Source organism: Halomonas sp. OfavH-34-E (assembly GCF_024124525.1).
GTDB lineage: Bacteria > Pseudomonadota > Gammaproteobacteria > Pseudomonadales > Halomonadaceae > Halomonas > Halomonas litopenaei.
Genome location: NZ_JAMXRY010000052.1, coordinates 1 through 24,118 on the forward strand (window position 1 = coordinate 1; position 24,118 = coordinate 24,118).

Below are 24,118 nucleotides of genomic sequence, written 5' to 3' on the forward strand. Positions count from 1 at the left end.
GGCGCACCAGCGGCGACCGCTGCCGCTGGCGGTGGCCAACGCCGGCTGTGCCTGGCGAAAGCTTGCCCTGTCGGCGCTGGATGGGGCCAATGTCGACTATCGCATCGCCTACGTCAGCGAGAACTGCGCCGGCCATCTGGCGATACTCGACGCCGACCTGGCGGTGTCCGCCTTGCCTCGCAGCCTGGTGGAGCCGCCACTGGTCACCCTGGCAGAGCCCGAAGGGCTGCCGCCCCTGGGGCACTATCAACTGGTGCTGTTGCGAACACCAGGGGCAACCGCTGCGGTCGATGCCCTGGCCGAAGAAGTGGCCTCCGCGTTCAAGCAGTGGTCCAGTTCCGGCGCCCACCGCCCCGGCCTGCTGGGTGGCTGAAATCCCTGGTCCGGCGGCAGACCGTCTGGCCTGGTCCGGACCCGGACCCTGGCCCTGGCACCTGCTCTTGCCCTTGTTCTTGCGATAAGCTGGCGGCCTTTCGTCGCCCCGCCTGGCGGTGGCGTGCGTCGACGGGAGGAAGGCAAGAGAGGGGGGAGAGGAAAGAGAGCCAAGAGAGGCAGGAAAGAAGACGGGGGCGCTGATGGAGATGGAAGAGATGGATGAGGGGAAAAGTTGGAGGAGAGGGGAGAGATGGAGCAGATGAAAGCGAAGCCGTTTCGACTGGGCGTGGCCGGCGCCGGCAAGATCGTCCGGGATCAGCATGTGGACGCCATCCGAGCCACCGAAGGTCTTGAGCTGGTGGCGTCGGCGGACCCTCATTCGCGCCTGGAGGACGTGGCGTCCTACGCAAGTCTCGAGGAGATGCTCGACGCCGAGCCGGATATCGACGCCGTGGCGATCTGCACCCCTGCCCATCTGCGCCACAGGCTCGCCAGTCAGGCGCTGGCCCGTGGCAAGGCGGTGCTGTTGGAAAAGCCGCCGGGGGCCACCCTGGCCGAGGTGCAGGACCTCAAGGCACAGGCCGAAAAGGCGGGACTTACGCTGTTCGCCGCCTGGCACTCGCGCTTTGCCCCGGGCATCGCCGCGGCCGCTGACTGGCTCGCTGGACGCCGGGTCGAGGGCGTCGATATTCGCTGGCACGAGGACGTGCGGGTGTGGCATCCAGGACAGGCCTGGCTGTGGGAAGCCGGCGGCATGGGGGTGTTCGATCCGGGCATCAACGCCCTGTCCATCGTTACCGCACTGCTGCCCGATCCGTTCTTCTTGAAGCGGGCCAATCTGGTCGTGCCCGCCAACGCCCAGACACCCATCGCGGCGACGCTTGAATGGCGTACCGCTGATGGCGTCCTGCTGAGCGGTGACTTCGACTTCCGCCACGAGGATCCGCCGTGCTGGGAGATGACCTTCGTCACCGATGGGGGAAGCTTGACCCTGGAGGCTGGGGGCGCCCGTCTTATCGTCGATGGAAAGACGCTGATCGATGAGCCGGAGCGCGAATACCAGGGCGTCTACGCGCACTTCCACAGCTTGCTCGAGGCTGGCCAGCGCGATATGGACATCACGCCGCTGCAGCAGGTGGCCGACGCCCTGATGCTGGGGCATCGCCAGACCACCGAGGCCTTCGTCGACGATGATGGCAGCGCGTGAACACGACACTTCGCGTCGATCTCTCGATGACCCACGACGTCGTCGCTCACTTGGTGTGAGCTGAACCCGCCAGAAGCAGCGGGTTATTCGTCAGTGGCGAATTCGTCGTGGCGAGCCAGCAGCTGGCACAGTACCTGGGCGGCAGCGCCGCGGGCGGCAGTCGCCAGGCTGTCGTCGAGGATGCGCACCGGGATCGGCGGCGCCTGTGGCAGCAGATGGTTCTGATGACGAGTGAAGAACGCAAGCGCCGGGTCCAGCAGCGGTGCGCCCAGCTTCACCAGCGAGCCACCGATGACGATGCGCTCGGGATTCAGGGTGAGGTGGAGATTGAGCAGCAGCAGGCCCAGGGCTTCCCCTGCCTGGTTGAGGGTCTCGGCCACCAGGTCGGGGTCGCGGTGATGCTTGATGCCTTCGCTCAAGGAGGCGCCGGCCTCGATACCCAGGGCGTCACGCAGGGCCCAGCCACTGACCAGGGTCTCGGCGCAGCCGTGGTTGCCGCAGTGACACGGCTTGCCCCCCGGCGCCAGGAGTGTGTGGCCGATCTCGCCGGCCAGCCCATGCACGCCGCGAATCACCCGGGGCGGCGTGCCTTGCACTACCAGCCCGCTGCCGATCCCGGTAGCCGCGCTGACGTACAACAGTGACGACGGCGTCGCGGCCTCCTGGCCGCTGGACGGGCTGCAATAGAGCTCGCCAAAGGCCGCTGCCTTGGCCTCGTTGTCCATGCACCAGAATCGTCTCGAATCATCGTCGAGTTCCGGCAGGCGCTGCCTGAGCATCTCGAGCAGCGGGACGTCTCGCCAGCCCAGGTTGGGCGCCAGGCTAAGCCGCGACTGCTCCGGCGACGTCGGCCCCGGCACCGCCAGTCCCACACCGAGCAGTGTCCTGTGTGAAAGCGCCGTCCGGATAAGCTCGCGCACCATGGGCACGATCTGATCCAGGGTATCGTCTGGCCGGGTCGGCACCGCGGCCTGGTGTCGCTGGGCCAGGATCTGGCCATGAAAGTTGATGGCCAGCACGTGCAGGCCATGGACCCCGATCTCGATGCCCAGGATGGCATGGCTGTCGGGATTGAGGGACAGCGCCCGTCCGGGGCGGCCGCTACCCCCACGCAGCAGATCGCCTTCGACCAGCCAGCCCTGGTCCAGCAGCGTCTGTACGGCGGCGCCGACGGTTACCTTGGTCAGGGCGGTGCGCTGGGCAAGCTCGGCACGGGTCAGCCCGGGTTGGCGGCGCAGCCACTCCAGCAGAGAGGCGCGGTTGCGTGACTTGAGCGCACCGAGGTCGCCGGCGGTGGAAGAGGCGGTCATGAACGAAAGTCTCCGACCCTGTCAGGGATGGGGAAGGTCGCGTCGAGTGTATCAAGGCGGGCGACGGGCCGCAGCGCCGGACTTTAGGGCTTGTCTGAAAAGTGCCTGCGCTCGGTAATACGGCGTTAAAAATCGGATCAAAATGCTCATTTACACCCCGTAAACTGCGCTTTCTCACCGATTTTTGCCTTGTCTAACCTTCGCTCGTCGACTTTTCGGACAGCGCCTAGCGCCGTACAGTAGCGCCCGACTGCAGCGCCCGACTGCATCGCCCGACTGCATCTCCCGGCTACATCGGCCGAACAAGGATCCTGAGTGAATCCGTGCGACGCCTGTGCCGCTTTTCAGAAGAGCACTGGATTTCAGAAGAGCACCGGGCGCCATCAAGCACCTTTCCGCTGGGAGGCTTCTGTTCGACATAAGTGCAATGGCACATGGCGTCCGACTCGACAAGACTGTGCACTTAGTTAGGACTAATTACTAACGAGATATTAGTAAAGAGAAGTAACAAACATCTCTCGTCGAACGAACGGATCTCGCCAGACGAAAGGCTTCGCCAATCGAAAGACTTCGCCAATCGAAAGACTTCGCCGATCGAAAGGCGAAAGCGGTGACGCGCGCCGCCTCCAACAGGCCAAGCCGATACGTCGACGAGCGCAGGCGCTTCCAGGCAAGTCCTGGATGGCTTAGGTACAACCCCTACAACAGCAACGGGAGTCACGCTGACATGACGAAGGAATCTCGAGCGCCGGTGGCGCTTTATCCAGGCCTTGCGGACAGGCGGGTGGTCATCACCGGTGGCGGCTCGGGAATCGGAGAGGGGCTGGTGGAGGCGTTTGTCGAGCAGGGCGCCGAAGTGCACTTTCTCGACCTCGCCGAGGCGCCATCCCAGGCGCTGGTAGCGCGTCTGACCGAGCAGGGTGCCGGCCGCGATCGGCTGCAATTCCATCACTGTGACCTGACCGATCTAGCGCGTCTCGACGAGGTGCTGAGCGCGATCGGTGATGTCGATGTGCTGGTCAACAACGCGGCCAATGACGATCGCCATCGTCTGGCGGACATCACCCCGGCCTATTTCGACGAACGCATCGCCGTGAACCTCCGCCACCTGGTGTTCGCCACCCAGGCGGTGGCGCCGGGCATGGCCAGGCGTGGCGGCGGTGCGGTGATCAACCTCGGTTCGATCAGCTGGCACTTGGGCCAGGCAGGCCTGGCGCTCTACGAGACGGCCAAGGCCGGTATCGAGGGGCTGACCCGGGCGCTGGCCCAGGAACTGGGTGAACAGGGCATCCGGGTCAACTGCGTGATCCCCGGCAACGTCAAGACTCCACGCCAGTCCCGCTGGTACAGCGCCGAACAGGAGGCCCAGATCGTCGCCGAACAGAAGCTCAAGGTGCGCCTCGAGCCTCATCACGTCGCGGCGATGGTGGTGTTTCTCGCCTCCGACGCGGCCAGCGGCTGTACCGCGCACAACCACTGGGTGGACGCCGGCTGGCTGTGACCCAGCTTTTTTCCATCGCGATATCACAACAACAAGGAGTTCAGCATGCCTATCGTATCCTCACCGGCGGACGCCGCCTCGCTAAAGCGACAACGCTATGTGTTCGCCATCTGCTGTATCGCCGCCATCGGCGGTTTTCTGTTCGGCTTTGACAGCGGCGTGATCAACGGCACCGTCGATGGTCTGCAGACGGCCTTCGACTCCGACAGCGTCGGCACCGGCTTCAACGTGGCCTCGATGCTGCTGGGCTGCGCCATCGGTGCCTTCTTCGCCGGCCGCCTGGCCGATCGCTACGGCCGTCGTGCGCTGCTGATCGTGTCGGCGGTGTTCTTTCTGGTCAGCGCCTGGGGCTCCGGGGTGGCGACCGGCTCGCTGGAGTTCGTGATCTACCGGGTGCTCGGCGGCATGGCGGTGGGCGCGGCCAGCGTGATGACGCCGGCCTACATCAGCGAGGTGGCGCCGGCCGAGCGGCGCGGACGGCTGGCCACGATCCAGCAGGTGGCGATCATCTCGGGGCTGTTTATCGCCTTCGTCAGCAACTATGTGCTGGCCAAGATCGCCGGCGCCTCCACCGCCAGTCTGTGGTTCGGCTTCGACGCCTGGCGCTGGATGTTCTGGATCGAGATGCTGCCGGCGGCGATCTTTCTGCTGGCACTGCTGGGTATCCCGGAGAGCCCGCGTTTCTTGATCAGTCGCGGACGCGACGACAAGGCGACACGGGTGCTGGTCACCCTGCTCGGCGAGCAGGCGGGGCAGGCCAAGGTCGCCGAGATCAAGGCGTCGCTGAACGCCGACCATGTGCCGAGCCTCAGGGACCTGATCAACGCCACCAGTGGCAAGGTGCACGGCATCGTCTGGGTCGGTATCGGGCTGGCGGTGTTCCAGCAGCTGGTCGGGATCAACGTGGTGTTCTACTACGGTGCGGTGCTGTGGCAGGCGGTGGGCTTCTCCGAGGGTGATGCCCTGCTGATCAACGTGATCAGCGGTGCGGTGTCGATCGGCGCCTGTCTGATCGCCATCGCGCTGATCGACCGCATCGGTCGCAAGCCGCTCTTGTGGGCAGGTTCAGTGGGTATGGCGCTGACCCTGTGCCTGTTGGCCTACGCCTTCTCCACCGCCAGCATGGTCGACGGAAAGCTGGCCTTGGCCGGTGACATGGGGGTGCTGGCGCTGCTGGCGGCCAACGCCTATGTGCTGTTCTTCAATGTGTCCTGGGGGCCGGTGATGTGGGTGATGCTCGGTGAGATGTTCCCCAACCAGGTGCGCGGTTCGGGACTGGCGGTCTCGGGGCTGTTCCAGTGGCTGGCCAACTTCGCCATCACCATGACCTTCCCGATCATGCTGGCGGGAATCGGCCTTGCCGGGGCCTACGGTGTCTACGCCTTCTTCGCGGCCTGCTCGGTGGTGTTCGTGATGAAGTGGGTCAAGGAGACCCGTGGACGGGAGCTTGAGCAGATGGCCTACGAGTAACCCATGCGTTCGGGTTGGGCAGCAGGCGGGTTGCCCATGGTGAACGGGGCTGTCGTCCTGCATCTTAGGTGCCACGCCTGCTGATGGTGGGACCCCGGCGAGATCAAGGCGCCGGGGTCTTGTCGTCTCCAGTGGCCTCGGCGATGCCACGCTGGACGCGATGGTACAGCGAGACCAGCATCAGCACCGCCATCAGCCAGAATACCGCTGCGATAAACCAGCCTGCCGCCAGGCCCACCGCCACCACCAGGGCGAGTATGCCGATGACCAGGGCGCGATCGCTCTTGCCCATGGGGCCGTCGTAGCGTCGGGTCGCCCCGACAAGGGGGCCCATGACGCCGGCGTACTCGACGATGATCGCCAGCACCATGGCGATAAGGACGGCGCCGGGGCCTGTATCGGGCAGCAGCGCGAAGGGGACGAACAGGGCGGCGTCCGAGACCACGTCGCACAGCTCGTTGAGGTAGCCGCCCAGGGCCGTCTGCTGGCCGTGTTCACGGGCGAGCATGCCGTCGATGGCGTTGAGCGCCATGCGTAGGGGGAGCCACAGTGCGATCAGTACGAACCAGAGCTGCGTCTGCACGTTGAGGCCAACCACTGCCGCCACCAGCAGTGACAGCACGGCGGCCAATAGGGTGACCTGATTGGCGCTGACGCCACGCTGGTGAAGGCGGCCCACCAAGGGACGCAGCAGGGCTTGAAAACGAGGCTTGAAATCATACACGGAGGCCATGTCAAAGGTCCTTTTTGACGGGCTAGGCGAGGGGGACGGGGCTGGCGGGTGCGTGGGCTGCGCCAGGCCGCCAGCATAGCATGGCGGCTCCCACAGGACCTTGACTCAGCCGGTAGGTGGCAACTCCAGGTCGCTGCCGAGCACCGAGTCGCCGGGCTTGATGCCCAGGGCATCGGCGGTACCGGCGAGCACCGCCTGGGCGGCGCGAAAGGCGTCCTGGGGGCGCCGCGTGCGGATCGCCTCCATCAGCTCGCGGTGACGCTCGAGGCTGTCCTCGGGGTCGCTGGCGCTTTCGTTGGAGGTCTCGATCAGCAGGTAGATCGAGGGGCGCAGGATATGCGAGAGCTGGGACCAGACGATATTGCGGGTGGCCTTGAAGATGGCCACATGGAAGGCGATGTCGTGATCGCTGTGCAAGCGCTTGGCGTCGCCCTCGGCGGCGTTCATGGCGCTTTCCATGCCCTCGAAGGCCTCCTCGATGGCGACCAGATCGCGGGCCGTCGCGCGGCGGGCTGCGGTCATCGCCACGTAGGGCTCGACGTCGAGGCGGAAGCTCAGGATCTCGCGCTGGATCTCGGGGTTGGGAGCCGCGTAGCGGGTCATCCAGTCGGTGACCGACGGGTCGAGGATGTTCCAGGCCTCGACCTCGCGCACCTTGGAGCCGTGGCCGGAAATGCGTTCGATGATGCCCACGTCCACCAGCTGGCGCAGGTCGCTCCTGACCGCCGAACGGTTCAGTGCAAACTGTTCGGCCAGGTCGACCTCCTTGGGCACGAAGTCGCCGGGGCGATAGTGTCCGCCGAAGATGGCCTCGGCCAGGTAGTCGGCCACGCTGGGGCGTTTGCTGTTGCTGCGAGATGGGACGGCCACTGACTTGCTCCTGGCGAATGCAGTGACGATGCTAGCGAATGTGCAACATAGTGACAATGCGCCTTAGTGACAACGCGGCATAGCGACAACGGGGCATAGCGACAATAGGGCACAGCGGCAGCGCTGGTGGGCTCGCGGGCAGGCAGTCTAGAGGGAACCGTCTTCTCAGAAGCCGCTCTCGCGGATCACCACCGAAGCGAGCCAGGTAGTGAACTGGCCGACCAGGCTCTGACGCTCGGCGTCGATGTGCAATTGGCCAGCGGCCTGCCTGCCGCCTGTCCAGGGGCTGTCCAGGCGGGCTTCGATCGCGATCAGCGCGCGTTCAAGACGCAACTTGCCGCGCTCCTCCGGGTCCTCGTAGGTGGACAACGGGCCGCCGTGGCGTGCCGCCAGCAGGGGGTGACTCAGGTGCTCGGCGCGGGTGGCACCGATGCTGGTGACGTGTCCGGCCATTGGTCGGGTGTGCCCTTCCACCAGAAAGCGCACCCGAGCGCCAGGACTCAGGCGGTGGACCTCGTCCTGAGGCACGTAGGCATCGATGACCCAGGTCGAGGGGTCCACCAGTACGCCCAGCGGCTCTCGGGTCGCGACCCATTGCCCCGGCGTCTGTTGTCGATCGAAGCGCTGCCATTCGCCGGCGAAGGGGGCGTTGATGACCAGTCGCTGCTGCTCCCGCCGGGCGGCCTGACGTCCGCTTTCGCTGACGCGGTGTAGCGCCAGGGTAGCGCTGTCGCGATTGCGCCCATCGTCGGCGTCGAGCAGCCCCGCCAGTTCGGCCTCCAGCAGGTCGAGCTCGCTTTCCTGGGCCAGCTCGCGACGTCGGATATCCGGCTCGCTCAGCCGCACCAGGGCCGCCTCTCGCTCGACCCGCCCGGAGGCGGCGATGGTCTCCAGGCGTGCGGGAAACGGCGAGTACAGGGTCAGCTCGCGCTCGGCGTGGAGCACGCCAGGCCCGCTGACGCGGGTCTGCAGGGGCAGGCAGGCCAGCAACAGCAGGGTGCCGAGGGCCAACAGCCAGGCCAGGCGAAAGCGCCGGGGGACGGCGCGGCGATGGGACCACCAGTGCTGCAATTCTCGGGTGACAGGCATCAGGATGAACCAGGCTATTTCCACGGCGAACAGGACGATGCCCAGCGCCTTGAAGAACAGATGATAGACGGCCAGGGCGATGCCGAGGAACAGCACCAGCCGATACAGCCAGGTGGCGAAGGCGAACAACACCAGCGAACGTCGCTGATGACGGGGAAAGGGCTCCGGCCAGGCCTCGTCGAGCCCCAGCAGTCGCCGGCGCAGCCACACGCGGGCCTGGGCGCCGGCGCGCTCGTGCAGGTTGGGGAAGTCGAGCAGATCGGTCAGCACGAAGTAGCCGTCGAAGCGCATGAAGGGACTTGCGTTGATCGCCAGGCTCAGCACCCAGCTGGTGGTGGCCAGGTACAGAAGTGCCGAATTGACGGCGCCCGGCTCGGTCAGCACCCAGCCGAGGGTCGCCAGGCCTGCCAGGCCAAGCTCCACCAGCATGCCCGCCGACGAGATCGCCAGCCGCGATCGACTGCGCCTGAGCTTCCAGCTCTCGCCGGTGTCGGTGTACAGCATCGGCCACAGCACGATAAAGGCGACGCCCATATGCGCCACCTTTACCCCCAGGCGGGTCGCCACCAGGGCATGGCCGAGCTCGTGGCAGGCCTTGGCGACCACCAGCGCACAGGCGAAGCTGAGCATGCCTGACAGCGAGAAGGCGTCCATCACCGCGTGGGTAAAGTGGTCCCAGCGGCGCACCACCAGCACCAGCCCGAGCAGTCCGAGCAACAGCACCGCCGTGACCATGCCACGGCTGAACAGCCAGGGCAGGGCGCGCACCACGGCGCCGAGAAAGTGCTGCGGGCGCACCAGCGGCAGGCGAAAGAACAGATAGTGATGCAGCCACCAGGACAGCTTGCGCCAGGCGGCGCCTGTGGCGGCCTCGCGGGCCAATCGGTCGGTAGCGTCGGGCCCGGCCCGCAAGAGACGGTGATGCTCGAGAAAGTCCACTAGTTCGAGCACCTGCTCGAGCGACGGCTGCATCGGCGTCTGGGCGGCGATCTCGTCGCGAATCCGCGCGGGACTCGCCCCCCAGCGCGCCAGACACTCGAACTCGAGCCAGCCGATCCGGTAGAAGCGATTGGTCACCGGGTCCTGGATCGACCACTGGGGCTCGCCATGGCGATCACGACCTGCATCCACTAGCACCAGGTCCTCGCGCAGCGGTGGCGGCGGACGATCCGAGCGTTCATCGACGCCGGCGGTGTGATGGGCCATCGTCGCGGTAAAGGGACTGGCGTGGACGTCCGTGGGTGAGGCAGCCGCGCTATGGGAAGCCCCCGGGCCATGGCTTGCGGGTGTCGCTGAGGCCATGGCTACCACCCCGTCCAGGCGCGCAGGGCCGACAGCGGCCGGCGCAGCAGGTAGTAGCCGAGACTGACCTCTTCGCCGTAGACCTTGGCGGTGCCGTGCAGCCCCAGGCGTACCTTGTTCGCTGTCGAGTCGGCCTGGGTATTGGTCCCCTGGTCGAGGCTCTGTCCGGCGCTGTCTTTCACCTCGGTCGGCGCAAGCTCGGCCAGCAGGCGATAGGCGGCGACGCCATCTGCGTCGGTCGAGGCTTCGTAGCTGGTCTGGGTGAGGCGCGCGCCGATCGGTTCCAGCGGCCGGGCGCTGAGGAACACCTTGACCTCGGCCCCCGCTGCCAGGGTGATGGCGTCGGCGGCGGCCAGCTGGATCTCCACCGCCGGCTGATCGGGGGCGGCCAGGCGCAGGATGCGCTCGCCGGTGGCGACGGGGCGTCCTTCCCAGTCGTCGGGGTCGCTGTAGACCGCGACTCCCGCCGTCGGAGCCGTCACCAGGGTGCGTTCGAGCCTGGCCTCCAGTGCCTCCAGTTCGGCCAGGCGCTGTGCCTGCTGGCGCCTCAGGCGACTTATGTCGGCGAGCCGTGAGCGGTCGTCGAAGGCCAGGTTGCCGGCGGCGTCGAGCTCGGCGCTGGCCACCTCGAGCTGACGCCTGAGTACCTCGGCGCGGCCTTCGAGTTCGCTACGATCCAGGCGAAACAGGGGGGTGCCGGCCTCGACGCGTGAGTTGGGCTCTACCAGCATCTCGGCCACCACACCGTCCAGCGGGCTCGTGATGGCGGCGCTGTCCAGCGACACGATCTCGGCCGGGGCCAGGGCCGACTGGCGCACCGGTAGGAACATCGCGGCGATCACTGCAACCAATAACAGCCAGCCGAGCCGACGACGCGGTAGCTGCCAGGCGCGTCGGCGTGGCGCCAGGGCCAGCCAGCAGTAGCGCCAGGTGGCGGCCAGGCCACCGAGCTGCTGGCGCAGCGCCTGGGGCGGTGGCTGCTCGAGCAGAAACAGCGCCCAGGCATGGTCGCTGGACGACTTTCGGTCGGCGTCGGCGACGCCGGGACCCAGCGGCACCAGCCACAGCACCTCTGGCCACCACTGGGCCCAGCCTTCGGACAGGTCGTCGGGGAGTTCAAGTTGATCGCGCAGCAGCAGCCTGGGGCCATCGATGTCGTGTTGATCGAGCAGCCAGGCGCCGAGCCTTTCCACCCAGTTGACGAAGGGGGTGCGCTCGGTGGGCGTGGCCAGCCCCGAGACACAGCGCAGCCTGACCGCACCCCGGGCACGGCCCTCCAGTACCAGTGCCTGACGAAAGCGCAGCAGCGGATAGGGGTCGTTGGCGATGGAGAAGGCCAGGGTGGTGCGCGAGTCGGCGTCCAGCGCGCGATCTCGCAGGGCCAGGCTCAATGACGCCAGCGACGCCGGGCGTGGGTGTTCGCTGGCGCTCATGGCGTGCCTTCGTCGCTGTCCTCTGTGGTAGGCGATTCGGCCACCAGGGTGGCACGCCCGGTCATGCCCGGCATCAGCTCGTCATGGGCCTGGTCGAGGCGTGCCTCGAGCTCGACGGTCTGGGCCACCGCATCGATGCGGGCACTCACCGCGCTGAGCGTGGCGGCGTAGCGCTTGCCGGTCTCGCTGACGTCAAGGCTGAGCGACTGGCCTTCGCCGAGTTCGGCCAGGTGCGCCGAGGGGGCATTGAGCCGGACCTTGAGAGGGCCATCACCGACCAGATCGACGATCGGCGTACCGGCGGCCATGGTCTGAAAGGGCTTGACGTGAACCGCGGCGATGCGCCCGGCGAAGGGCGCCTTCAAGGTACAGCGATCGCGCTGGACGGCGGCAAGGTTCAAGGCGCTCTGGGCCTTGTCGACCTCCGCGCGGGCCAGCGCCACCTCGAGATCGCCCACCGCGTCCAGGCGGCGCAGGCGGTCCTTGGCCTGGCTGTTGAGCCGGGCCACGCCGAGTTCGGTATTGGCCACGTTGACCCGGGCCTGTTCGATTCGACAGTCGAAGCGGGCAAGCACATCGCCCTCGGCCACCGTAGCCCCCAGCGACACGGCCAGCTCGTCCAGGGTGCCTTCCATGCGGCTGGACAGGGTCGCCTCCTGCTGGGGGGCCAGCAGGGCGCGCATGGTCAGCTCGCTCCGGTTCTCCTGTATCGGCTGCTGGATCGATTGCTGTGTCGATTGAGGTGCCGACTGCTGGGCCGATTGCTGTGCCGACTGCTGGGTCGATTGATGTGCCGACTGCTGGGTCGATTGAGGTGCCGACTGCTGGGCCGATGCTGGCGCCGACAGCCCGAGCAGGGGCAGTGCGAGGCCGAGGAGCATCCCGGCCGAGCGCGGGCGAAGGCGATTAGACGGCATCGGTGCCCCCCTCATCGGCGCCTGTCCCCGGCTGCGGGCGACGCGGCTCCAGGGTGGGCCCGCCGGCTGGCGCCGGTGGCTGGCCCGGGTGAGGCGCAATGATGCCCTGGCGCTCGTGGGTGGTCATGATCCGTTCGATCTCGCCGGCCAGGGTCTGTACATCGTGCTGGGCGACGGTCTCGGGCAGCACGTCCAGGCCCACCGAGTTGAATAACCGGCCCCAGGCGGCCTGGGCGCGGGAGTAGGCCGCCTCGCGCTGGTACTGGGACAGCAGGTAGCGGCTCTCGGCGCGAATCACCTCGAGCTCCGAGCCGATGGAAGAGGAGGCCGCGGCCTTGGCGTAGGCCAGCAGGTCCTCGTCCACCTCGAGACTCTCGTCGCTGTACTCGAGCTCCTCGCGGGCCAGGTGGTAGCGCAGGGCGCCCACCCGCACCTGGGTCAGTACCGCCATGGACAGGGCGGTACGGCGCAGGTCGTCGGCATCACCCTGGGTGTCCTGGGCTTCGTTCAGATCGGGATAGGACAACAGCTTCAACAGGTTCAAGGACACGTTGACGCCGGTCTCGGTCCAGTCGTTGTTGTACAGGTAGTCGTTGGAGTCGTACTCGATGCCCGCGCTGACCGTGACGTTGGGCCACAGCCTGAGCTTGGCGGCTTCCAGGTCGTTCTGGTTGACCCGCTTGCGGTACCACTCCTCCATGATCTCCGGGCGGTGCTGCAGCGCCAGCTGTTCCAGGCGCTCGATATCGCTGACGTCCGGGGGAAGATCCGGTTCCGGTTCGTCGGCCAGGATCAGGCGGGTACCGGGGGGCAGCGACATCAGTGCGGCCAGTTCGGTCTTGGCCAGCTCCAGATCCTGGCGGCGCGCGGTCAGCAGGGTGGTGGAGTCGAGCAGCGCGCGCTGGTAGGCCAGTACCTCCTGGCGTGGCAGCAGTCCCTGGCGCTGGGCCTCACGGGCGGCGTCCAGGGCCACCTCGGTGCGCGCCAGCAGTACATTGAGGCGAGGAATCAGGCGTTGGGCGGCCAGCGCCCGCCAGTAGGCGTTGCGTACGTCGCGCAGCACGTTCTGGGCGACCTTGCGCCGGCGTTCCTCGGCCATCAGCATCTGGTCGGCCTTCTGCTGGTTCTCGTAGTAGGCCAGGCCGAAGTCGAGCAGGCTCCAGGACAGGCCAAGGCCCGCGGTGGAACGGTAGCGCTGCTCCGAAGTGGAGGGCCGCAGGCTTTCCTCGCCGTCCTCGATACCGATGGAGGTGCCGCCGGAGTCGTTGCTGCGATCGCTGTAGCCGGCCTCGGCGACGATGCGTGGCAGCAGTTCATGGCGCGAGACGTCACGCAGGTTCGAGGCCAGGGCGCTTTCCATCAGCTTCAGGCGATAGTCGAGGTTGTACTTGAGTGCCCGGGCGGCGGCCTCGTAGAAGGTGACCGGCTGATTGAGCGGCTCCTGCAGGCGATACATCTGGGCCTGGTCGCTGATCGCCCGCTGACGGATCTCGGTGGCGTCGAAGGGCTGGGGCTCGAGGCTGGAGCAGGCACTCAGGGTCAGGCCGGCGGTGACCGCCAGCGTGGTGAGCGGTAGTCGATGCATGCGGTGTCCTTGTCGTTCGAATCTCACAGGTCGTGCTCCCCTCGCAGCGGCGCGGTGGAGCCGGCCATGGCCGTCAGTTGTGCGCGAAAGCCTGCAGCGACTCTGGGAGAGGCGCCGGAGGTCTCATCTGGCCCGCGCCAGCCGTCCTGGGCCAGCGCTGCTGGCGCGAGGCGATCGTCCTGGTCACCATCGGCGATCCATTCGGCCCCCGGCGGCAGCTCAGGCCGGCCGTCATCTGTCGCATCGCGATTCGGCGCCTCGGCCGAGCCAGGTTGAGCGTCGCCCGGCGTCGAGCTTCGCGTCGGAATCCTCGGTTCGCCATCGGCACCAGTGGCGTTGTTCAGCAATTGTTCGCGGGTGGGAGCGTAGAGGGAGGGATCGGCCAGCAGGCCATCCGCCGTCAGGTCGGTGCGGCCGTGGCGGCCCAGCATCAGCAATTGATCCTGCTCGGCGTACAGGCGACTCAAGGCTACGCCGCGTAGCACGTACTGGCCTGGCACCTCACCCAGGCCGTTGGCCAGCGACGGGATCTGCGTCTCCAGCGGCCGGACCAGCCAGGGCTGGGCGCCGTGGGACAGGCGCAGGTAATCGAAGACCTGGCGGCTGTTGCGCTCGACCTCCGGGGTGACATAGACCACCGGGTCGACATCGCCAAGGGTGGCGCGCGACTGGCGCCCATCGTCCGGGCGCAGGAAGTGGGGGCCGGCGCCATCCCTGATCGGAATATAGGGTGCGGCGATATCCAGGGTCAGGGTCAGGGTGGCGGTGTCGCTGGCGCCGGCCTGGTCGGTCAGGGTGTAGACGAAGACCTCCTGCAACAGCGGACCCAGGCCGCTGGCGCGCAGTACCTCGCTGTTGGTGCGGTCGATAAAGTAGCGGTAGCTGCCGTCCGCCTCGATGATCAGGGTGCCGTAGCGGCCCGCCAGGCGCTCGCCGGGCGCCGCGCTGACGCCGTCCTGTGCCACCAGGGTGACCCTCTGGGTCTCGCCGTAGCGCTCGGCGTCGACGTCGGTGTCGTTGGGCAGCACATTGCCGGTGGCGTCGGGGCGGCTCGCGCCTCCGCCGATGTCCACGGCGTCGCCGCTGTCGTCGCGGGCCGTCGGTGTATCGTTGCGCCCATCGATGGTGATCGTCAGGCTGGCACTGGCGGGGCCGCCCCAGCGGTCCTCCAGCGCATAGGTGAAGACGTCGACCAGGGTCTGGCCGCTTTGACGCAACGCCTGGACCTCCGGGTTGTCGTCATCGACCTGGTAGCGGTAGCTGCCGTCGGCCTCCATCACCAGGCTGCCGTAGCGGCCCACAAGGGCCTTGCCGAGGGTGCCTTCGGTGCCGGCGCTTGGGTCATCGCCGGTGCGAACGCCGGTCACCGTCAGGTTGGGGCCGAGCAGGTTGACGCCGAGGTTGATGTCGCCATCGACGTCGCTGTCGTTGTCGAGCACATTGCCCACGGCGTCCGCCCCGGGCGTGGCGTTGTCGCGGCCACCGGCCTCCACCGCCAGGCCATCGTCGGTGCCGGGCACCGGCGCCTGGTTCTGGCCGCGCACGAACACCGTCAGTTCGGCCAGGTCCACCAGTCCCGCCAGATCACGGGCCTCGTAGGTAAAGACGTCACGGCGGAACTCCAGGGGGCCAAGCCCGAGGATCTCGGCGTTGGACTGGTCGACCGCGTAGCTGTAGCTGCCGTCGGTAGCAAGCGTCAGGGTGCCGTACTGGCCTGTCAGGGTTATCGTGCCGGCGCTGGGGGTGGACAGGGCCCCGCCTGCGGCCTCGGTGCCGGGGCGGGCGCCACTCACGGCCAGTTGGTCACCGGCGTCGATATCACTGTCGTTGTCGAGCACATTGCCGCTGGGATCACGGCCGATGCCCTGATCGCTGTCGGCCACCGCCAGGGCGACGTTGTCGGCGGCCACCGGGGCATCGTCGCGTCCCTCGATGGTCACGGTCAGACGCGCCGTGGTGCTGGCACCCAGGGGATCGACGCTGCGGTAGACGAAGACCTCGGTGAGGGTATCGTTGGCGGTTCTTAGGGCCTCCACCGCCGGATTGCTGTTATCGACCACATAGGAAAAGCTGCCGTCGGCGTTCAGGGTCAGGGTGCCGTAGCGCCCGGCCAGCGGCTGGCCGGCGTTTACCGTGGTGGTGTTGAAGCGGACCTGATCGACACTCAGTGTCTGTCCATCCACGTCGTCGTCGTTGGTCAGGACATTGCCACTGGGGTCGTCACCTGGGGTGGCGTTGGCGGTACCCCCGGCTTCCACCGCGATGGCCTGGTCGGCCACCGGGCTTGGCGGATCGTTGGCGCCGGTGACGGTGACGACCAGCTCGGCCAGGTCCGGATTGCCGGCGGTGTCGATCAGCCGATAGGTGAAGGTCTCGCTCAGGGTGGCGCCTGCCGCCAGTGCCTGGACGGCGGCGTTGTCGCCGTCGACCACGTAGCGGTAGCTGCCGTCGGCGTCTACCGTGAGCCGCCCGTACTGACCATCGACGCTGGCGCTGACGCCACCGAGGCCGGTCATGGCGCCGCCGGCCGTCTCGCTGCCGGGGCGAATGGCGCCGATGGAGAGCGCACCCTGGTCGATGGTATCCACGTCACTATCGACCATGTCGCCGTCGTCATCAGCGATCAGATTGCCGGTGCCGTCCACCGCCGGCGTGGCGCCGTCGGTGGACGGTGCCTGGGCGCTGGTGGTGTTGTCGGTGGCGACGGGGTTGTCCTGGGCGCCTTCGATGGTGATGGTCAGCACCGCGATGTCATCGAGGCCCTCTGCGTCGGTGACCAGGTAGCTGAAGGTCTCGCTCAGGGTATCGCCCACCGCCAGGGCTTCGACGTCTGCGTTGTCGTCAGCGATGACGTAGGTATAGCTGCCATCCGGATTGATGGTCAGGGTGCCGTAGCTGCCGTCTACGGCGGTGGCGCCGGTGACCTCATCGAAACTGCCGAGGAGCTCATCGCCAACACGGATCCCGGACACCGCCTTGGTCTCGCCGTTGAGGTCGACGTCGGTATCGTTGGTCAGCACATTGCCGCTGGCGTCCTGGCCGGCGGTGGCGTTGCTGATGCCACCTTTCTCGATGGCCACGCCGCCGTCATCGACGCCCACCGGGGCGTCGTTGGCGCCTTCGATGGTGATGGTGATGGTGGCCTGGGAGGTGGCGCCCGCGCGATCGCCGATCTCATAGACAAAGGTTTCGGTCAGCGTATTGCCGCTCAGCCTCAGCGCCTCGACGTCAGCGTCGTCGTTGTCGAGCTGGTACTCCGCCGAGCCGCTCGAGGAGATCAGCAGGGTGCCGTAGCTGCCCTGGATACGGGTGGGCGAGGCGGGGTCGCTGTTGACCGCCTGCAGTGAGCCCGCGGTGGTGCCCGCCCGGACTACCGTCAGCACGTCGGGGTCGGCGTCACCTTTGTCGGGGTCTTTGTCGTTGCCGAAGACCAGACCGTTGGGGTCGATGCCGCCGATATTGAAGCGCCCCCCGGCCTCCACGGCGGTGGCGCTGTCGTCGATGGCGACAGGGTCGTCGTTGACCGCGATGACCTCGATGGCCAGTGTATCGCGGTCGGTCAGGGCGTCGTCGATCTTCTCGCCGGGGATGCCGTTGCCGTTGTCCGGGTGATCGCCGAAGTTGCCGTTGTCGCTGGTGACGATGGTCAGGGTATCGTCACCGTTGAAGTTGTCGTCGCCTTTATAGTGGAGGGTGGCGAGGGCGGCGTTGATCTCGGCGACGCTGCCGGTGAGTTTTAATTTTTTTCCGTCGTTTTCGACGGTGGTCATGGAGTCATAGTCGTCGTCCACGCTTAGCTTCCCGTGGTCGACGCTCAAGGTCGTGGTGATCGGCTCGGCGCCGTACTGGCCGGGCGTCAGGGTGTCGGGGTCGGCAATCGAGATGCCGGTGATGGCAAATTCGGTGTCTTCGTTGCCGGAGGCCGGCGAGGTCGGCAAGGTGTGCACCGGGGCGTCGTTGAGTTCGACATAGCCGATATTGGCCTCGTAGGTGTCGCCGTCTACGGCGCCGGTGATCAACGACAGGCTGCCGTCGTCGAAGGTGCCACCGTCGGAGTCGATACGTGCCTTTAGTTCGCCGGCACTGCCGTCGGTGAGGCTTTCGCTGGCCGAGATGCGATAGCTGCCCTTGGGCAGCACGCCGAAGGAGTAGTTGCCGTTTGCGTCGGTGACGGTGCTAAAGGTGAGATCCTCGGCGTCGTCGAAGTCGCCGTCGTTGTTGCCGTCCCAGGTCAGGGTCACACTGACGCCGGCCAGGCCATCGCCATCGGGTGCGGTGCTGGCGTCGGCGCTGAGGGTGTCATTCCACAGGGTGCCTTCGATCAGCCCGAGACTCGCCCCGGCGGTCAACACATAGTCGTTGAGCCCGCCGCTGCCGTCGGTATCGGTACGCTCGCCCTTGTCCGTGCCATCGTCGCCGACATCACTGCCAGCAAAGCCATCGAAGCTGCCGTCGTCGGGCAGGCTGGACCAGGCAAGACGGGCCTCGGCATCATCGGCCGCCACCGGCGCGTTGTTGGGTACCTCGACGCGATAGGACACGCTGACCTCGCTGCCCGGGTCGAGCCGCTCGAACGAGATGGTGAGCGCGTCGTCATCCGGGGCGGATACCGTCACCCCGGAGGGCAATCCGCTGTAGGTGCCGCTGCCGTCATCGAAGGTGGGGGTGTAGGTGGTGCCACCGATAGTAAGGCTGTCGAGGCGATAGTCATCGCCGTCGTCGAAGGCGTCGGTCAGCACCACATCGTAGGCGGGCATGCCACCGTTCTGAGTAAAGGCAACGGTGACGCTGGCGGTACCGGTGTTGTCATCCGGAGCGGGATCGAAGTCCACCACCGTCTTGGTCATATCGGTAAAGGACGGCTCGACGATTCGTTCGTAGATTTCCTCGCTCTGGAAACTGGTGCCGTCGCGGCTTTCGGTCACGACCATGCCAAGCTCTGTCCCTGCCTGGTTGGTCGAGACGTTGTCGACCCGCACATTGAACTCGAGCGAAATGCCTTCCTTGTCGAGGTCGTTGTTGGTGTTGGTGATGGTGCCCAGGTCGATGGTCAGGGTGCGTCCATCGCCGCTGATGGTGTAGCGGGCAGGGTCGAGCACACCCTCCGGTCCGACGCTCAGGTCGCTCTGGATGTACCCGGCCTCGGGGGACTGGCCATTGCCATCGACGGAATCGGCGTTGGTGTTAAGGTTGCTTGTCAGACCGCCACCGTTGGCGATGAAGGCCATCTTGATCTGGTTGGCCGTCTCCGGGAGAATGGTGAGACCTTCATCGACCTGAATCGTCAGTTGATAGTTGTCCGTAGTGCCTTCGGGCAGCAGCGCCACCACCCGGTAGCGGATGATTTCACCCACCGCGACGTCTTCGCGGGTGTCGCCGGTCGGGTCTGCAGCAGCGGTGCTGTCCAGCCCGCCGACGCGGGACACCTGCAGTGTCTGAGCGATCGGGATCGCCTGGATATCGATCTGCCGATAGTCGTTGAGGGAGCCATCCCCCAGTTCCCCGTTGGCTCCTGTCCGTTCGGTACCATTGCTGGAGCTGGTCTCGTCGAGACTGGTCCAGTCGACCCGGGCCTCGGAGGTCAGGTTGGCCAGATCCGCGGCAGTGGCGCCCACGGTGCCACCGATGGTCAGGGTGATGGAATGGCCGGTACGCAGGTCGAGATCGAATCCACTCTTGAGGCTGAGTTGATAGCCGTCGGTGTCGTTGCCGGTGATCTCGAAGTCACCCACGGCGGGCCCGTTGGCGTCGCTGAAACTCACCGCCTCAAGGCTGACGCCGTCGAGTTCAGCAGGTAGCTGGACAGACAGCCCCAGGTCGAAGGCGTCGACCCCCGAGGTGTTCGAAAAGGTGACGGCGTACTCGATGGCGTCACCAGAGTCGACTCCGAGACCCGGGTCGGAAGGAGTGGTCAGCGCCTGTTCGATGCTGACCGTGGGTTCCACCAGGGTGGTGGTCGGGCCCGTACCGGGCTGACTGACGTCGCGATCCACGGCGGTGCTGCCGTTGACCTCATCACCGTCGACGTCCTGATAGGTCAGGCCCGCCTTGTGTTCGTGTTCGGTGCCTTGCTGGTTGTTGAGGGTGTTGGTGGCAATCAGGCGGACGCGCAGAACAAAGGTATTGTTGCCGGTGTCGTTGTCGCCGGTGGCGCCGGCGGCGCTGAAGGTGAACTGGCCATCGACGCCATCGACGCCATCGACGCCATCGACGCCTAGGGTGCCGCCACTGCCGGCAAGGCCTGAGACGGAGACACTGCCTGCGAAGTCGGCGCTTAAGTTGTCGCTGCCGGCGGCCAGGGTGATCAGTTTATAACCCGAGCCATTGTAGGAGGTATCCAGCGCCATGCCCGGCGGTATCAGGTCATTGACCCTGAGTTCCTGGGTAGTGCCTTCTGGCAGGGTCACCACGATGTCGTAGAGCATCGACTCGCCGACCACCAGGTCGGCGCCGTCGGTGTGGGTCTCGCTTGAATCGTCGTCAGTGGCGTCGCCGCCGACGGCGAAGGTGGTGGTGATGGTTGGCGCCGCCACCTGCTGGGTCGCGTCGTCATCGAGATCCGTCGGGGTAAAGTCGGTGCCACCGTCGACGCTGGCGTAGTTGGTGAGCGTTGCCGTGGTGCCGAGGGTGCGACTGGCGCTGACCGTCGCGGCCACGGTCACGTCGTAGGTGATGACGATGATGTTGGTGCCGGCGGCGTCGCTGGCGCTGCCATCCCGCCCGGCCTGCAGCGTGGCCGTGCCGCTGTCGTCGAGCAGGGTGATGGTGGTGCCACTGACGCTATAGTCGGTGCCCTCGATCAGCACGCTGCCGTCACCGAGCGTCAGGGTCAGGTTGGCACTACCCAGGCTGTCGCCGACAAAGTCCAGGTCCGTGGGCAGCTCGATCTCGGTCGTCACGTCGAAGGCGCCGCCGCCGCCGGTGTTCTCGAGCAGCGTGGCCAGGCGCAGGGTGTCGCCGGCGTCGATGTCGGTGACGTCGCCGTCCACCGCCGCCGGGTCGGTAATGCTGCCGGTGAAGGGCGCACCTGTCGTGTCGGGCGCATTCCAGCTGCCGCTGGTGCCGCTGACGCTGCCGTTGGTCGAGGACACCACCCCATGGGTGATGGTGACGACCGGCTCGGCCACCGACTGCACCTTGACCACGTCCTGGGTCACCAGTTCGGTCTTGTCGAGGGTGGTGGTCTGGCGCGATTCGGCCAGCACATCCAGCGAGCGGCCATCGGCGAAGGGCTGATCCCCCACCGTCATGGTGAAGCTCAGGGCGATGGTGCTGGCCTCTGTGGTGGTCAGGTCTGCCAGGGTAAAGATGATGGCGTTGCCGGGACCGCTCGCTACGCTGGTGATATCGCCCGCCCAGCTGTTGTCCGCTGCCAGGGACCACTGGCCGGGGCCAGTACCTTGCGTCCAGCTGATGCCCGAGGTGTCGAGCAGCGGCAGCGGCAGGTAGGCGATCAACTGGAAGTTCTCGTGGTCGCCGGTGACCAGCTCGTAGCGCAGGGTGAAGGTCACCTGGTCGCCGGGGGCCAGTTCGCTGGCGCCTCCTTCGATGGCGATGTCCACCTGGCTGGTGGGCACCGTCAGTTCGGTGCTGGAATCGTCGGTCTCGCTATCGCCGGTCAGGTTGTTCGGGTTGAGCAGCAGGGTGGCATCGACCTCGGCGGCATTGCCGATACTATCGCCTTCGTTGATGGCAGGGTGGTCGGTCACGTCCTCGTCTGCATAGGCGTCGTCGATGACCGCGCGATAGCTGATCAGCGCACGGGTGGCGCCGGCGTCGATCACCCCATCGAAGGCGGCGTCGCCGGCGAGCCAGGCCTGGTCGACCAGGGCGTTCTCGATCGACTGGGCGATATCGAAGCCAAGGGTGGTGGTGCCATCGGCATTGACGCTGGTGGTGACCACCAGATCGATGGTGGTGGCGTCATCACCGCTGTAGAGGATCAGCGTCGGGGTGCCGTCGAGGGTCTGGCCGTCGCCGAGGGTATCGGTGACGACAAACTGACCCTCGAGCTGGGTGTCCTCGCCAAAGGCGAAGTAGTCCGACAGCGCCATCTCCAGCCGGTATTCCAGGGTGTCACCCGGGGTCAGGCCGCTGGTGCCGGTATCGATGGCCAGGGTGGCGGTCTTTTCCAGGGTGATCGACTTGGCAACGAAGCTCAGCTCATCGCCGGTACCCTCGAAGCTGACCTTGCCGTCGGGATCGTCGGGATTGCGGTCGCGATCGTCCAGCGGCAGCCAGACGCCGCTGCCGGTGGGGGCGCCAAAGGTGATCGTCTGGTCGTTGCCGGTCACCGGGTCGAGGACAGGGTCGCCGTTGGCATCGGTCTCCGGCACATAGAAGTCGACCCGGCTGGACTGGGCCTCGGTGAGGTTGGCGTAGGTCACCGTGTAGGAGGTGATGAAGGCATCGCTGTTGATCAGCGCCTGTATGGTCAGATCACCGGTGTAGGTGTTGCCGCTGGCCAGGGTGATGGAGGTCAGGGTGCCGTTGCCGGGATCGATGGCGGTGACCTGAACGTTGTCCGGAACCGGCTGGGTGATGACCACGTCGGTCAGGGTCTGGGCGGTGGCACCGGCGCCGGCCGGTCGCACCGTGGTGACCAGGCTGTGGGGGTAGTTCTCGCCGGTGGTGGTGTCGCCCTCGCTCATGTCGAGGCTCTGCTCCACCGCGATGACCGTGGGGGTGATGGTGAAGGCGACGGCACTACCGACCAGGCTGGGGTCCTGCTCCGGGTTGGACAGGGCATCGTTACCGAGCTCGAAGCCGGCCATGGCCTGGATGACCAGGTCCGGGCTGCCGTTGGTCTGGGAGGTATCGGCCAGTTCGCTCAGCTCGCCGGTAAAGGTGACGTCGATACTTGGCTGGTCGCTGGTCAGGCTGGCGAAGGGCAATGCCGCCACCACCAGGGTGTCGCCGGCCTGGGCGCCATAGGCCGAGGCCAGCACGGTGATCGGGTCGCCATTGGCGTCCTTTGCCAGTGGGTGCACCGCCTCGCCGTTGGCGTCGAAGGTCACCTGGTAGAGGTCGAGTTGCCCTCCCAGGTAGCTTGCCGAGGTGATGATGACGCCATCGTCGACCTCGGCGCCGGCGCCGTCCTTGCCGGTAGCGGGCACGATCAACTGGACAAAGGGGGCGTAGCCCTCCTGGGCGGTGGAAGCATTGGACACGCTGACGGTGAACTGAAATTCCTCACCCAGCGGCACCTCTGTGGCGGATTCGCCGAGCGACGCCGTCGGCTCGGCGTCGGCCAGCAGGCCATCCAAGGGTGCCAGGGCGGCGAGTGCCACGCCACGGTCGTCAGCCAGTTGCCCCTGTTGACGCTCCAGCTCCCAGTCGCCGCCCAGGCCACTGTGGCCGGTATCATCGGTGGAGGCGCCCACGTCCATGCCGGTGGCGCTGGCGAGACCTTCCACCAGTTCGAGCCCAGCGTCGGTGGCGCCGATGCGACAGCCGTAGAGCAGCAGGTCGGCGTCGGCCGTCAGTGCCTCGCGCCACTGGCCGAGGCTCGCCGTCAGGCTCGTGAGAGTGTCGTTGCCGACCAGGGTATCGCCGAGCTGAAACTGTCCTGAGGCGCCGTGGCTGAAGATCTCCACGCTCTCGACCTGGTCCATGCCGGCCAGGGCCGCGGTGATGGCCTCGATACCGTTCTCGTCGGCGTCCACCTCGAGCAGTTCGGCGTCGTCGGCCAGCCCCTCGCGGATCGTCTGGCGCTGGGCGTCGGAGAGGCGGGCGTCCACCACCACCAGGTGGCGAGCGGGAGCCCCGGCGCCAGCGGGGCTGTCAGCCTGGGTGGCCGGTGCCTGGCCGTCGCCGTCTGTCGGCTGGTGCTGGTTGGGTTTCCCACCGTCGCCATCGCTGGCGGGGTCGGGGGTGGCCGCCATGGCGCCATCGAACAGCAGGCGTGGCTCCAGCGCGATCAGCCGTGAACGAGTTCCCTTCATACCGACTCCTGCCTTTCCTTGTTGTCACTGTATCGATGGCAGATGACGCTTTTAATGCCATATCTGCACAATACCCTAAACATAGACGTTGATTCTCATTCTGTGCCGAAAAAGTGGAGGAGTGGCTACGCGGATCAGGACGGTAGTGACAAGGCTATGGTAGGCGGCTGACGCCAAGGCCCCAGCCCTTCACTCGAGGGCTGGCAGGGCCCTTTTTTGGGGGAGGGCGAACGTCAGGAATGCCCGCTGAAGCAAATAACGTGAGGGTTAACGCCGAAAACGATGTGGAACCACTGACGTTTCCGGGGAGGAATGCCGGTGGGGGCGAGCCGAGCAGGCGCGTGAGGAAAAGAGGAAAAAGCGGCCTGTGCCGGCGGTCGAT

General features: G+C 66.6%; 12 protein-coding genes. 4 read left to right on the forward strand and 8 right to left on the reverse strand.

The genetic code is table 11. From position 1 onward, the window contains the following. A partial coding sequence (locus NH448_RS18835) for a LysR substrate-binding domain-containing protein (protein WP_253029232.1) occupies positions 1-373 on the forward strand: 373 nt, incomplete at its 5' end. A 252-nt stretch (positions 374-625) separates the two neighbouring features. Next, a complete protein-coding gene (locus NH448_RS18840; protein ID WP_253029233.1) occupies positions 626-1,582 on the forward strand; it encodes a Gfo/Idh/MocA family oxidoreductase in 957 nt (318 codons plus the stop codon). Between the two features lie 83 nt (positions 1,583-1,665). Here NH448_RS18840 and NH448_RS18845 read toward each other — a convergent pair whose 3' ends face one another. After that, a complete protein-coding gene (locus NH448_RS18845; RefSeq protein ID WP_253029234.1) occupies positions 1,666-2,892 on the reverse strand; it encodes an ROK family transcriptional regulator in 1,227 nt (408 codons plus the stop codon). Positions 2,893-3,619: 727 nt separating this feature from the next. Between NH448_RS18845 and NH448_RS18850 the strand changes: the two genes are divergently transcribed. Both NH448_RS18850 and NH448_RS18855 read left to right on the forward strand, forming a co-directional pair. After that, a complete protein-coding gene (locus NH448_RS18850) occupies positions 3,620-4,393 on the forward strand; it encodes an SDR family oxidoreductase (RefSeq protein ID WP_253029235.1) in 774 nt (257 codons plus the stop codon). A gap of 45 nt (positions 4,394-4,438) precedes the next feature. Further along, positions 4,439-5,863: a sugar porter family MFS transporter gene (locus NH448_RS18855; protein ID WP_045994536.1), complete on the forward strand. Its 1,425-nt coding sequence runs from the start codon at positions 4,439-4,441 to the stop codon at positions 5,861-5,863. Between the two features lie 103 nt (positions 5,864-5,966). Here NH448_RS18855 and NH448_RS18860 read toward each other — a convergent pair whose 3' ends face one another. From NH448_RS18860 to NH448_RS18890, 7 genes are all read right to left on the reverse strand, one after another. Continuing rightward, positions 5,967-6,596, reverse strand: a complete 630-nt coding sequence (locus NH448_RS18860; protein WP_213228006.1) for a CDP-alcohol phosphatidyltransferase family protein — start codon at positions 6,594-6,596, stop codon at positions 5,967-5,969. A 105-nt stretch (positions 6,597-6,701) separates the two neighbouring features. Further along, complete coding sequence (locus NH448_RS18865) at positions 6,702-7,466, reverse strand: FCD domain-containing protein (protein ID WP_045994538.1); 765 nt, start codon at positions 7,464-7,466, stop codon at positions 6,702-6,704. Between the two features lie 165 nt (positions 7,467-7,631). Beyond that, the gene (locus NH448_RS18870; RefSeq protein WP_253029236.1) at positions 7,632-9,857 is read right to left on the reverse strand and encodes an HlyD family efflux transporter periplasmic adaptor subunit; all 2,226 of its coding nucleotides are present in this window, start codon (positions 9,855-9,857) and stop codon (positions 7,632-7,634) included. Positions 9,858-9,859: 2 nt separating this feature from the next. Continuing rightward, on the reverse strand, positions 9,860-11,290 hold the full coding sequence (locus NH448_RS18875; protein ID WP_253029237.1) for an HlyD family efflux transporter periplasmic adaptor subunit: 1,431 nt from the start codon (positions 11,288-11,290) through the stop codon (positions 9,860-9,862). Continuing rightward, positions 11,287-12,207, reverse strand: coding sequence for an efflux RND transporter periplasmic adaptor subunit (locus tag NH448_RS18880; protein WP_253029238.1), 921 nt, complete (start codon positions 12,205-12,207; stop codon positions 11,287-11,289). The genes NH448_RS18875 and NH448_RS18880 overlap by 4 nt, the downstream gene beginning before the upstream one ends. Beyond that, positions 12,197-13,792, reverse strand: a complete 1,596-nt coding sequence (locus NH448_RS18885) for a TolC family protein (RefSeq protein WP_083970610.1) — start codon at positions 13,790-13,792, stop codon at positions 12,197-12,199. The genes NH448_RS18880 and NH448_RS18885 overlap by 11 nt, the downstream gene beginning before the upstream one ends. A gap of 23 nt (positions 13,793-13,815) precedes the next feature. Further along, complete coding sequence (locus NH448_RS18890) at positions 13,816-23,736, reverse strand: VCBS domain-containing protein (RefSeq protein ID WP_253029239.1); 9,921 nt, start codon at positions 23,734-23,736, stop codon at positions 13,816-13,818. Positions 23,737-24,118: the final 382 nt, after the last annotated feature.